General features: G+C 65.6%; 9 protein-coding genes. 8 read left to right on the forward strand and 1 reads right to left on the reverse strand.

Features of this window, described 5'->3' with window-relative positions:
- The first annotated feature begins 26 nt into the window (after window positions 1-26).
- The 6 genes from KF733_02665 to KF733_02690 all read left to right on the forward strand — a co-directional run bounded on the left by KF733_02665 (window position 27) and on the right by KF733_02690 (window position 9,428).
- Window positions 27-1,325 carry a carboxypeptidase regulatory-like domain-containing protein gene (locus tag KF733_02665; GenBank protein ID QYK56387.1) on the forward strand — a complete coding sequence of 433 codons (1,299 nt, stop codon included), beginning with the start codon at window positions 27-29 and terminating at the stop codon, window positions 1,323-1,325.
- 9 nt (window positions 1,326-1,334) lie between these two features.
- Window positions 1,335-4,064: a hypothetical protein gene (locus tag KF733_02670; protein QYK56388.1), complete on the forward strand. Its 2,730-nt coding sequence runs from the start codon at window positions 1,335-1,337 to the stop codon at window positions 4,062-4,064.
- On the forward strand, window positions 4,061-4,945 hold the full coding sequence (locus KF733_02675) for a hypothetical protein (protein QYK56389.1): 885 nt from the start codon (window positions 4,061-4,063) through the stop codon (window positions 4,943-4,945). Before KF733_02670 ends, KF733_02675 begins: the two co-directional genes overlap by 4 nt.
- Window positions 4,929-6,359, forward strand: coding sequence for a hypothetical protein (locus KF733_02680; protein ID QYK56390.1), 1,431 nt, complete (start codon window positions 4,929-4,931; stop codon window positions 6,357-6,359). Before KF733_02675 ends, KF733_02680 begins: the two co-directional genes overlap by 17 nt.
- Window positions 6,360-6,678: 319 nt before the next feature.
- Window positions 6,679-8,874, forward strand: coding sequence for a UvrD-helicase domain-containing protein (locus tag KF733_02685; protein ID QYK56391.1), 2,196 nt, complete (start codon window positions 6,679-6,681; stop codon window positions 8,872-8,874).
- Window positions 8,871-9,428, forward strand: a complete 558-nt coding sequence (locus KF733_02690) for a hypothetical protein (GenBank protein ID QYK56392.1) — start codon at window positions 8,871-8,873, stop codon at window positions 9,426-9,428. The genes KF733_02685 and KF733_02690 overlap by 4 nt, the downstream gene beginning before the upstream one ends.
- On the opposite strand, the gene lexA is transcribed toward KF733_02690, so the two are convergent.
- Window positions 9,425-10,054 carry a transcriptional repressor LexA gene (gene lexA / locus KF733_02695; GenBank protein ID QYK56393.1) on the reverse strand — a complete coding sequence of 210 codons (630 nt, stop codon included), beginning with the start codon at window positions 10,052-10,054 and terminating at the stop codon, window positions 9,425-9,427. The two genes, KF733_02690 and lexA, sit on opposite strands and share 4 nt — an antisense overlap.
- A gap of 146 nt (window positions 10,055-10,200) precedes the next feature.
- Between lexA and KF733_02700 the strand changes: the two genes are divergently transcribed.
- Both KF733_02700 and rsmI read left to right on the forward strand, forming a co-directional pair.
- Window positions 10,201-11,880: a hypothetical protein gene (locus KF733_02700; protein ID QYK56394.1), complete on the forward strand. Its 1,680-nt coding sequence runs from the start codon at window positions 10,201-10,203 to the stop codon at window positions 11,878-11,880.
- A gap of 3 nt (window positions 11,881-11,883) precedes the next feature.
- Window positions 11,884-12,564 (forward strand): 16S rRNA (cytidine(1402)-2'-O)-methyltransferase, encoded by a 681-nt coding sequence (rsmI, locus tag KF733_02705; GenBank protein QYK56395.1) that lies wholly within the window; start codon window positions 11,884-11,886, stop codon window positions 12,562-12,564.
- Window positions 12,565-12,593 lie beyond the last annotated feature (29 nt).

A 12,593-nucleotide genomic window follows, 5' to 3' on the forward strand; every position in this document is an offset into this window, starting at 1 on the left:
TTCTGGCACGTATTACACTCCTAGACATGGCGCGAACAACTTGGGCCTTGCTGGCGGCGCTCCTCGTCCTGGTCGGTTGCGGCGGGAGTTCGGTCGTGACGACTTCGACCATCGAGGGGACCGTCCTCGATATTGACAACCAGCCAGTGCGCGATGCCACCGTGACCTCTCGCTTCGGATCCACCCGGACCAGCGCGACCGGGGCGTACAGCCTGCCCCTGCAGGGCGAAGGCGAGGTCGAGATCGTGGCGGAAGCGACCCAGGACGGCGTGCGCTACCGGGGCCGGACCAAGGTGTTCAACACGGCCGATACCGCGACCCCCAGCGCCAACATCGTGGTCGGCAGGGTCAGCGAGCTCGCCACCCTTCGGGGGAACGTCCGCGACCGGAACGGGAACCGGGTCGAGAACGCCTCTGTCTACGCCTACAGTGGGGCCGGGTCGAGCCAACGGACCTTTACCGACCGCGACGGGCGTTACGAGCTCCGCGACCTTGTCGCCGGGCTCGACTACGAGGTTTCCGGCGGCGGCAAGGGTTTTCGTTCGGACCGCACCACCGTGCGCCTCCGGGCCGGCCAGGCTCGAGAGCTCGACCTCGTCGTCGATGAGCCTGGGCTCCCCTTCCTGGAGCCCCCGACCAACCTTTCCGTGACGACATGGGTCTCGCCCGTGGACGCCTCGCGTGCGCCCGGCGACAGCCCGTATGAAGCCATCAAGCGGGCTTTCGACCCCAAGCGACAGGCCCAGCGCGGCCAGGCGAAGGCCAAGTCCCGCGCTCCCGTCAACGGCTCGCACATCGAAGCGGACCTGCTGTGGGACGAGCGTCGGCTCGCAGACCTCACGGGGTACGGCATCTACCGGGGCGATTCGCAGAACGGCCCGGTGCGCGGGATCGACTTCCTGCCCGACCCCCTCGCGGCTTATTACGTGGACCTCGACCTGCGGCCGAACTCTGTCTACTCTTACGCGGTCACCGCGATCAGCGCCCTCTTCCCGGACTTTCCGAACAGCACCGAGAGCCGCCTAAGCGAGCGCGTGGTGGCGAGGACGCTCGGGCCGCTTGTCGCGAACGCCGCCCAGACCAATCCGGTCCAATTCACGTGGAGGGGCGGTTCCGGCGCGGAGGAGTACGTCGTCTTCCTCTTCGACCGCTTCCCCTCGGTCGGGGTCGACGCCTTCTGGACCAGCGCCCGCACGACGAACCTGCGGGCCAGTTACAATGGCCCGGCTCTTACACGGGGGAGGCAGTACTATTTCGTGGTCATCGGCCTGGCGGACGGCGATTCCAGCCGAACTTTAAGCCGCCTCGAGCCCCTCATACCATAAGGAAAGCGGGTGTCTAATCCATTGCTACCGATCAGAAATCATCGAGGGTCGCTCTTCGCGGCCCTTTTCTTCTTAGGGCCCTGCTTTGCCACGGCTTTCGAGCTCCGGGTCGAGGTCGGTTCTCGCAAGGCGCCCGGACAGTGGGAACAGGTCGCCGATGCAGCCGTGCGCGACTTTGCGCGCCAGACCGCGGCCCTCAGCGCGGGGAACCGCGCCGCACTGCGCCGGGCGGGCCAGATGCGCACGCCCTTCTTCCTGCCGACCCGGGTCGTGCTCACCGAGCAGGGGCGCGCCCTGCCGCCTTCGGGCGGCCGGTCCCGCGAGCCGGGCGACATCGTGCCGACCTTCGACACCAGCGGCCCGCGCGCGTTCCCGACCGATTACCGCCAATACCTGCAGGACGTCTTCACGGCCGCGCGCCCGGCGATGAACGCCACGTTCGGCAAGCCCCTGAAGGGCGGCGTCGTGAAGATCAAGAACTACGACGCGGACATCCAGGACCGCTATGCGGTGGCAGGCGGGTACTACGTGCCGAACGCGCCGGGCGGCCCCGAGGTCCGGCTCCCGGTCTATAACAACGCGGTCGCCGCGGCCGTGAACTACATCCACAGCCTGCTGCTAGCTTATTGGGCGGACAAGCAGATCCCCTACGACGCCTATAACGAAGGGCTAGTGCGTGGGGCGACCATCCAAGTCGCACGGACTCCCGGCAGCCTACCGGACAACCCCACCGTCGACCAGATCGACAGCGTCCTCCACTCGCTCTACGACGTCGGCCAGTTCTACGACCTCTATAACCAGAACGGCCTGGGGGCGCGGCGGTTCATCGCGCCGAACCTCTTGCCGACGCGGCTCCCGCCTGGCGGGAACACGGGCGGCGTCTTCCTGCTCCGCTACCAGATGGCGGGCACGGCTTGGGCCAAGGTCCTCGCCGAGTATCCAGGGTTCATCGCCGAGTTCACTCGGCGCTATTTCGCCGATCCGGACGCCTTTAACGACCCCGCCCGTCTCGAGGCGCTCGGCCAGGCGGTGCTGAACTTCCTCACGGGTACGACCAACGGCACGATCGAAGGCGCGCGGTTCGAGCGCTGGGCCCTGCGCCAATTCATCTTGGACGTCGAAGACCGAGCCGGCCTGAAACTGGTCACCCAGCCCGTGCCGCTGGTCGCCGATCCCGGCACCGACGACTTCGGCGTGTTCGACATCGTCCTCAACGCTTTCCGCGTCTCCACGAACGGGGACGAGACGCTGCTTTCGGGCCGGTCTTATCCGATTTACTGGCGGCCGGACTTCTCGCGCTTCTTCGTGACCGCGCAGGACGACGTCATGGAGGTGAGCGGCGCCTACGGTTCGGTCGTTCCGAACTTCCCACGGTCGAGCTTCTCGGGCCAGCCTTACCGCACGACCGTCGACCTGCCTTTCCTCGGCATGGTCGCCCGGTGCCAGCTGCCCGCCGGCGCCTATTCCACCGCCACCCGGAACGAGCCGAACACGTTCTATGGGACCCTGACCGGGCTCCCCAACCCGGGCAGCGGCAGCGAGTACGTCCTGGCCGTGCAATGGACCGGCGGGCAGCGCACCAGCATCGTCGCCCAAAACTTCGCCTTCGGTGTGAACATCGCCGACGCGGGCTACTTGCGCGCGGGCAAAGTCACGGTGCGCGTGCTCAAGAGGACGGGCGGGAACGCCGTCGAGGTCTTCTCGCGCCAAGTCAACAAGACGGTGGGCGAGCTCTGCCTGGAGCTCTCCCCACCCGAGTCCGAGGTCGCCTACGTCTTCACCCGTCAGGGGCGGCTCGCCATGGTGGGCTGGCCGTTGGAGCCCTACCGCCCCGGCCCCAGCGAGCTCTTGCGCTCGGCGCCGGGCCAGACCCTCGCCGCTCGCTGGAACCCCGAAGTCGCGCGCTACAGCCTCTATCCCGACCTCGGCGAGTTCCGCCAAGGGCTCGGCTACTGGACGCGGGCGGCGTCGAACCAGAACTGGACGGTGCTGGGCCGATCCGTGCCCGGCATGCCCGTCTCCGTCATGCTCCAGCCCGGCTGGAACCAGGTGAGCGCGCCCTTCGACGAAACAGTCACGAAGGCGAACGTCATCGTCACGACCGCGACCGACGCGCTCTCCACGTTCGCCGAGGCCGTGAACACGGGCATTATCGGCCCCAACCTCTTCGTCTGGGAGCCGGACACGGCCAACCCGGACGACGGCGCGATGGTCGAGACCCAGAGCTTTGCCCCCGGTCGGGCTGTGTTCGTGCGGTCGGACTTGCCCCAGGGCGCGGTGTTGGTGTTCTTCCCCAAGAGCGGCTCGGCCATGCCGCGGGGACGCGAGACCACTCGGAGCCGCAAGCCTAACTGGGAAGCCGAAGTCCGGCTCGAGCAGGGGTCGCGCACGTTCGGCTCGGTGCGGATCGGGCAGGAGTTCACGGCCACGGACCGCCCCGACGTCTCCCTGGACTCCGAGCTTCCCCCGTCCCGGATGCGGGCCCGGATCGGTATCGTGAACATGGGGCTGCAGTACCGCGATATCCGTCGCAATGGGGCGCGCACTTCGTACACCCTGCGCCTGGAAGACCTGCGGCCCGGTGTGGACTACCGGCTGCGGCTCCGTCCCATCGCGGGGGGCAGGCGGCTGCTCGTCGCAGACGGTAACGTGCGGCGGTTGCTCATGCCGGACCAGGTTTACACGTTCCGGGCGACCGAATCCCGCCGCCACATCAATTTGGTGGTAGAGGGCTCGTGAGAACCTACTTCCTTCTCGGAATGCTGTTGCTGGCCCTGGCCCTGGTCGGGTGCGGCGGCGGAGGCGGGAACGGCGGAGGCGGTGGGGGCCAGACCGTCACCCTTTTCGGGCGCGTGGTCTGGATCGAGACCGGGGCTCCGCCCAATCCGACCGCGACGGTCCGGGCGGGCACGGCCTCGACCGCGACCGACCCGATCGACGGCTACTTCGAAGTCAGCGCCCCGAGGGGCGTCTCCAGCGTCAGCGTGACGTATACGCCGCCAGGCGGCAGCGCAATCGTCCGGACGTTCAACTTCCCGCCCGCGACGGCGACCACGGACCTCGGCGACCTGTACGTCGGCCCGACGACCGTCACCGTCCGCGGAGTCGTCGTGAACGCCTCGACCAACGCGGCCGTCGCGGGGGCCACCGTCACGATCGGTGGCCAGCGAGGCACGAGCGATTCCAGCGGAGCGTTCTCGGTGCCCGGCGTCGCCTATTCGGCGAACGGCCTTGCCGTCTTCCTCGGCCTCGAGGGTCGGGTGACGGCCAACGGCTTCTTTGCGCGCTCCTTCAGCCCGCCCAGCGGCCCGAGCGGCAACATCGTGCAAGTCGGCTCCGTCGCCCTCACGCCGCAAGGATCGGGCACGCCCCCACCCCCGCCCCACAATGTCCAGGGCCGCGTGTTGCCGGCCAACGAAGGCGGGCAGGCGGTGGTGCGCGCTCTCGTGGGCAGTTCGGTCGTTCGCACCGCCCGCGCCGACGCGAACGGCAACTTCTCGCTGTGGCTCCCTGTCGGCAGTTACACGATTCGCGCCACAAAAGGGACGAAGACGGGTGAGACCACGCTACAGGTTGCTTCGACGAACGTCGTAAAGACTGTCGATGTCACGCTCCAGTAGGTCGCTCGCCTTGAACGGGATCGCCGTCGTGGCCGGGGTCGGCTTTGCGGTCGGCGGTTGGTGGGCCGTGCAGCGCATCATCGCGGTCGACCCGCTCGCCGAGTACAAACGCGAGCTCGACCTGGAGAGCCTGCCCGGTGTCGAGATGCGCGACTTCGTTTGGAAGGTCTATGACGACAAGGGCAGGATCCTCGCCCGGGCGCACGTGGACCGCGCCGAGGTCGGGCGCGACCGGAGCAAAGTGGAGCTCTTCGCGGTGACCGACGGCCGCTACTGGGCGACCGCGGACGAGCAGTTCGCCTTTGAGGCGACGACCGCCACCTATTTTAACGACGCCGGGAAGCTGACCGGCGAGCAAAAATCTAAGGTTCGCAATGCAAGCCTAGACTTATCGGCCAAGACCTTCACGTTCGAGCCCGAGAAGGGCACCCTGACCGTGCCGGGCGAAATCGTAGGAAAGCTCCACGGCGGGGAAGTCAAGGCCCGTGACCTGGAGTACCTCACCAAGGACCGATCCATGACGGTCTACGCGCTCACATGGTCCGGCATGCTCGCCCAAGACGGAGACCGCCGCCGCTGGACCTTCACCCCTCTCGACTCGAAGAAATCGAAGACCACGATCCGTGGGGCTGTCTCAGTCTTCGAAGGGCGCTACCGCGCGACCGACGGGGAAGTCATCGTCCTGGCGGACCGGACCGAGTACGACCGCGACAAGGACGTCCTTACCGCAAAGGGCAACATCGAGTACTTCGGGACGGACGCGAACATGCGTTGCAACGACGTCGTGGTCTTTCGAAAGGAGCGAAGGGCCGTGATGACAGGGGCCGTCGACATGCTCATCAAACCGAAGTCCACGCCCAAGCCGGTCGAAGAGACCATCCCGCCGCTCGAGCCCATCGTTCCCGCGGCGATAGCCCAGCAGAACCCCCCCGCGCCCCCCACAAGCGACGAGCGCAGGGAGATCGAAAAGCAGATCCGCACCGGCAAGAATGTGCGCGAGTACCCCATTGCCGTGACCGCCGACCGGGTCGAGTACTGGTACGAAAAGGGCAAGCGCCGCGCCGTCGTCACGGGTTCGCCCCAGGCTCGGCAGGAACTCGGCGCCAACGCCTGGCGCTTCGCTTGGGCGACCGTCGTGCGCTACGATGCCGAATCCGAGCGGCTCCGGCTGGAAGGCGGCAAGGGCCGCTCCGAAGTCCGCATGCTGAATTCGCTGGGCGACGACGTCTATGCCGAGTGGATCGAAGTCTCGACCAAGGAAGGCGTGGACGAGATGGACGCTTCCGGACTCCACGGCGAGATCGCCGTAGATGAAAGCGAACTGCCCGAGGGTCGCCAAACCTCGCCGCCTGCGGGAGGTGGGACAGGCGGGTCTGGCGGTGGTGGCGGCATCCGCGGCCCGATCGGACGCTAAATTCTGCGGGAGGCGGGACAGCTTGCCGCGGGCGGTGGGACGCCCCCTCCCCAAGCTTGGGGAGGGGGTAGGGGGAGGGGGCGCGACCGCCCAGCCGCCGCATCACGGCATGCCCTTCCCGGGGGCCCGGCTCGGCACAACCATCCTGTGGGCCGGGCTTTGATTCCAAAAAACGATCTGCAGGCCCCTCACACTGAGGGTGGCCGCCTTGCCCCGGGAATTGTAGGGCCGCAGCTAATGTGCAAAGATTGCGCGCGGACAGAGCCCCAATTTTCGGCGACCCTAGCTAGTCGTCCGTCTACATGAAATAATGACCGTAATGACCGCCCCCTTCGACCCCGCCACGCTGAACCCGGAGCAGCGGGAGGCGGTGATGTGGCCCGGCGGGCCGCTCATGGTCTTCGCGGGGGCGGGCTCGGGGAAGACGCGCGTCATCACGTGCCGCATCGCCCGGCTGATCGCCGAAGGCGTCGCCCCTTGGCGGATCCTCTCCGTGACCTTCACGAACAAAGCCGCTCGGGAGATGAAGGAGCGCATCGTCGAGATGGCGGGCGAGGAGTCCAGCGGCATTTGGATGGGCACGTTCCACTCCATCTGCGCCCGGATGCTCCGCATGGACGGGGAGGCGGTGGGGCTCAACCGGAACTTCGTGGTCTATGACGACAGCGACCAGATGAGCCTCGTCCGCGAAATCCTCAAAGTGCGCGGGATCGAGGACAAGTCGATCCAGCCAAGGGCCGTCCTGGCCGAGATCAGCAAGGCGAAGGAACGGCTTAACGGGCCGGAGGAGTACTCACGCCACGCCACCGGCTTCTTCGACCGGATCGTGGCGGACGTCTATTCGGATTATCAGAAAGCGCTCGCCCGGGCGAACGCGGTGGACTTCGACGACATCCTCGTGAAGTCCGTGAGGCTGCTGGAGCAGGCGCAGTCTGTGCGCGAGAAGTACCAAGAGCGCTTTCTCCACGTCCTCGTGGACGAGTATCAGGACGTCAACTTCGCCCAATACCGCTTTGCCGACCTCATTGCGGAGAAGCACCGCAACATCACCATCGTCGGGGACGACGACCAGTCGATCTATGCCTGGCGCGGGGCGGACGTCTCGCTGATGATGCGCTTCAGCGCAGACCACCCGGACGCCAAGGTCGTGATGCTGAGCCAGAACTACCGGTCGACGAAGAGGATCCTGGACGCGGCCCACGACGTCATCCGCCACAATCGCGGTCGCGCGGAGAAGAGGCTCTGGACCGAGAACGAGTCGGGCGCCCCCATCACGCTGAGCGAGACCGGCACCGAGCAGGACGAGGCCGTGCAAATCGCCGACCACATCATCCGCGAGGTGCGGATGGGCAAGCGAAGCTATGGCGACTTCGCCGTGCTCTACCGCACCAACGCCCAGTCGCGAGTCCTAGAAGAGGCCTTCCTGACGATGCGCGTCCCCCACGTGCTCGTCGGCGGCCAGCGGTTCTATGAACGCAAGGAGATCAAGGACCTGACCGCCTATCTCCGGGTGGTGCTGAACCCGCTCGACGACGTTTCGATCCGCCGGATCCTCAACGTCCCCGCGCGCGCGATCGGTGGCACCACACTTGCCCGGCTCGACCAATGGGTCGCCGAGACGGGCCGCCCGCTCTGGGACGCGCTGCGGGACATTTCGCTGCAACAGGAACTGAGCAAGAAGGCGCTCTCTGGGGTGCGGCTCTTCGTCGGCCTCATCGAGGACGGGGCGGAGCTCGCCCAGAGGGGCACGGTGACCCCGGTGCTCAAGCACCTTATGGACAAGTCCGGCTACCTGGACGACTTGCGCCGCGACGGTTCTGACGAGGGCGTGAGTCGCCTGGAGAACCTGCAAGAACTCGTGAACGTGACGAGCGAATATGACGCGACGACCGAGGAGCCCTCGCTCGGCGGCTTCCTCGAGCAGGTGGCCCTGGTGGCCGACGTCGACGCGCTGAACGAAGGCGGGGAGGCGGTGACCCTCATGACCCTCCACTCCTCCAAGGGGCTGGAGTTCCCCGTCGTCTTTTTGATCGGGCTCGAGGAGGGAGTCTTCCCGCATTCCCGATCGCTCGGCAACGAGACCGAGCTCCAAGAGGAGCGCCGCCTGGCCTACGTCGGGATGACCCGGGCGCGCCAGGAGCTGCACCTGACCCACGCCACCCGGCGCGCGCTCTTCGGCCAGCCGTCCTTCAACCGCCGGTCGCGCTTCCTCGACGACCTTCCGCCCGAGTCGCTGGAGACGCTTTTCGGTTCGCGGCCGGTGATGGCGCCTGCGCGGGTCGTGCGCCCGGACCGCACCGGGCAATACGCGGTGGTCGAATCGAAACCGCGGGAGACACCGGTCTGGCAGCCGCCGTTTACAGTGGGGCAACGGGTCCAGCACCGCAAGTTCGGAATCGGCGTGGTGGTCGCCTGCGGGCCGCTGAAGAACGACGCCGAAGTGACGGTGGCGTTCCCCGGCGCGGTCGGCGTGAAGAAGATGGTCCAGAGCCTTGCGAAGCTGGAGGCGGTTTGAGGCGGCTGTCGCTTGCCTTGCCTCTCCTTGCCTTGGCCGCTGGTTGTGCTCCGGGTGACGAACGGTTCTTTCCGCTGGAGTCGGGAAACCGGTGGAGCTACACCGTCTTCCGTGATTTCGACACGATCGTGACGGACGTTCGGGTGCAACGGCCCGTTCGGGTCGGAACGGCCCAGGGGTGGCTCCTATCGGGGGAAACGGGCGAGTCCCGCCTGGCCTGGAAGGGCTCCAGGCTCGTCGCCGGTGAGCTTGGCGGCACGGTCTTCGTGCCCCCGGTCCCGATCTTCGCCGAGTCTGAAAGGACGACTTGGGATGGGCAGGTCGAGGTCACCGGCGTCACGAAACCTGGGACGGCCGAGCTCATCATGGGCAAGGGCGACGTGCGGTTCTCCGGCCGCTCCGTGCCTGCGCGCACGGGGACTCTCCGGCTGAAGTCGGACGGGCACGAGATGGAGCTGACCAGTTGGTTTGTCGAAGGCATCGGGATCGCCCGCCAAGAACAGCGTCGTGACGGGCGGCTCGTGCGTCGGCTCGAGTACCTGGGCGGGCCCTAGAAAGCCATGCCTTCGTAGTCGCGCATGAGGCCCACGATCCGGCCTATGATGCGCGCGTCCTCGCGTTGGACCTCGATCGGGTCATAAGCGGGGTTGCTGGGCATGAGCCGCACCCCTTTGCCGTTCACGTGCAGCCGCTTGACCGTCGCCTCCTCACCCAGGAGGACCGCGACGAGGTCGCCGTGGTTCGCGGTCTGCTGGGGCCGGACAACGACCAGGTCCCGGGGGTTGATGCCTTCTCCGCTCATCGAGTCGCCCTTGACGCGCAGTAGGAAGGCGCCCTGGATGTTCCGCACCATTTCGCTCGGCACCGGGATCAAGCCCTCGACGTGCTCCTGCGCCAGGATCGGCGCGCCGGCGGCGATGCTTCCGAGCAGGGGCAGCATCGAAACCTTCGCACCGGTCTGGTACTGCGGGTGCGTGATCTTGATGGAGCGCGGCGTGTTCGACCGCTCGATGAAGCCCTTGCGCTCAAGCGCGTCGAGGTGCACGGTGACCCCGCGCAACGAACCGATGCCGAACTTCTGGCCGATTTCGCGGATCGATGGCGGATAGCCCTCGTCCTGGACATAGTCGAGGACGAATTGCAGGATCGCCTCCTGTCGCTTCGTCAGTCCTTTGGCCAAAGCGTCCTCCCAACACGTGTCCGTCTACCCATGAGTGCCCTAAGTTTAGCCTACTCATGTCTACTTGTCAAGCCCTTCGGGTCCTCAGATTCAAAAAGCCCGACGTGCCACACTAGTCGTTCTGCCCAGTTCAGGAGCCTAGCCGAGTGTCCATATCCAAGATCCGCTCCGCATTCGAGAAAAAAGGTTGCCAAGTCATCCTTGCCATTGTCGGAATCGCCTTGGCCGGCGCTTTGATCGTGCCTTCCAGTTGCCAGGGCTTCCTTGGCCAGGGCAACGGGCCCGGACATCCGGCGGACTCTCCGACCGTCGCCGAGGTCTCCGGCGAGAAAGTGACCGCGGCTGAAGTCTCGGCCACTTATGCGGTGCTCCAGCAAAGGGGGTCCACAAACCCGACGGCCGATTTCTACACGATGGCGGGCGCCCTAGATTTCTCGGTGAACCGCGCCATCGACCGGATCCTGGCGAAGCGCGTCAACGTCCAGCTCGATGCGACCACGCAAGACGCCGCTTTTGAGGAGGTCTGGAACCGGCAGCTGGAACAGCAGAAGTTCGCGCTCATCCAGGCGGGCAAGCTCAAGTTCGAAGACACGGACGAGAAGTTCAAGGAAGTCATCAAGAAGGAGTCGGGTCGCGACATTTCCGAACTGAAGAAGACTTGGTTGGACGCGCAAAAGAAGGAGCTGGACGATCCCGAGCGAGGGCCGCTTATCAAGGGCGACCTCTTGGGGATCGTAGTGGGCCAAGCCTACGAAAGGACAGCGACCGCGACCGAGGCGGAACTCAAGAAGTCCTTCGACCAGTTCGAACTGACGCGGATCGTCTTTTCGGGGCCGGGAGTCAAGCAAGAGGACGCGCTTGCCCAAGCGGACAAGGCTCTGGACGAGCTGAAGAAAGGCGCCAACTTTGGCGAGGTCAAGAAGAAGTACAACAAGGCGACCACTGCTCCCGCGACGCTGACTTACCCGCGGACATATGTCGAGTCCGTGGACGAGCTTAAGCCGATCACAGAGCTTAAGCCGGGGCAGTACACGGAAGTCATTGAGGAATCGCAGACCGTATCGATCTATGCGCTTGTCCAAGTCAAGGCGAACCTTCCTGCCGACTTTGAAAAGAACAAGATCCAACTACTCGACAGCTTTAAGCGGCGACATGCGATCGAAAAGCGCACCGCCGACGTCGAGGCCCTTGAGAAAGATATTGTGTGGAAGTCCGACGGTTATCGCCTCGTCTACGACCTCTACAAGGGCTTCCGAACCCCGCAGGGCCCGAGCGACGAAAAACTCAAAGAGTTTGTGAAGCAGACCGAAGGGCTGACCTCAGAAGACCCGTTCGGCCAGAAGCTCGTGACGCTCGCACGTTACGTGGCTTTGAGTTCCTATTATCCGAAGCTCAGCCCCAAGGAGCAAGAAGAGGCGCGTCCCGATAAGATCGCCACATTGACCTCGTTGCTGGAAGACACGGAGAGTCCCCAGATCCGGCTGGAGCTAAGTGAGCTCTACATCACCGAAGAGGACTACGACTCTGCCGCTGAGCAGCTTGTCCTGGCAGCCCAGGTCAACACCTCGACGGACCCCGAGGGCCAAGCCCTGCACGAGAGCCTGAAGAAGCAGCTCGCCGCCGCGCGCGGGATCGAGAAGTACCCTAAGGACATGCTCGACAAGGTCCAGGCTGAGATCACTCGGTGGGAAAAGGACAAGGCGGAAGAGCAGAACGCCGCTAAAGAGGCGGCTGCAGAGCAGAAGAAGCTCGACGAAGAGCTTAAGAAGCTTGAAGAGGGCGACGACAAGACGCCCCAGGAACCGACCCCGAAACCGGGAGGCTAAACCGTGGCCGGGCGGCTGGTCTTGGTCGCGAGCCCGATCGGGAACCTGGGTGACGTGTCAGCCCGCGCGCGAGAGGAGCTCGCCGGCGCCGAGGTCTGGCTTGTCGAGGACACCCGGGTGGCTGGCCGTCTCCAGTCGGCGCTTGGGATCTCCTGTCCGATGCGGCTTCTGAACGACCACACCTCTGAGAGGCGGCTGGAGGAGTACGCCGGACTCTTGGAAGGCGGCGCTCGCGCAGCCGTCGTGACGGACGCAGGTTGCCCCGTGATCAGCGACCCTGGTGCGGAGCTCGTCGACATGTGCCACGCCCGCGGGGTCGAAGTGGACGCCATCCCCGGTCCGAGCGCGGTGACGACCGCCTTGGCCCTCTCCGGCTTCTTCGCCCAACGGTTCGCGTTCCTCGGCTTCTTGCCGCGGAAGCCGGGCCCGCTCAAGGAGTCGCTGGCGCCCTTTGCAGAGTCCACCCTGACCCTTGTGCTCTTCGAATCCCCAAACCGGATCGACAAAGTGCTCTCGGTAATGCCGGAAGTCCTGGGACTTCGGCGCTACGCGCTTTGCCGCGAATTGACGAAACTTCACCAACAGATTTGGCGCGGCAAACTACCAGAATTGCCTCAAGAGGGCGAGGTTCTTCGGAAGGGGGAGTTCACCGTCGTTGTCGAGGGCCGAAGAAGGGGGCTCTAGAAATGCCCTTTTTTGCCTAGGTGTATACT

This window comes from Fimbriimonadaceae bacterium, assembly GCA_019454125.1.
In the GTDB taxonomy this organism is placed as follows: Bacteria; Armatimonadota; Fimbriimonadia; order Fimbriimonadales; family Fimbriimonadaceae; genus JALHNM01.

Bases quoted from the DNA above. Each gene is read 5' to 3' on its own strand.
- KF733_02665 (QYK56387.1), top strand. From the start codon at position 27: ATGGCGCGAACAACTTGGGCCTTGCTGGCGGCGCTCCTCGTCCTGGTC.
- KF733_02680 (QYK56390.1), top strand. From the start codon at position 4,929: ATGTCACGCTCCAGTAGGTCGCTCGCCTTGAACGGGATCGCCGTCGTG.
- KF733_02685 (QYK56391.1), top strand. From the start codon at position 6,679: ATGACCGCCCCCTTCGACCCCGCCACGCTGAACCCGGAGCAGCGGGAG.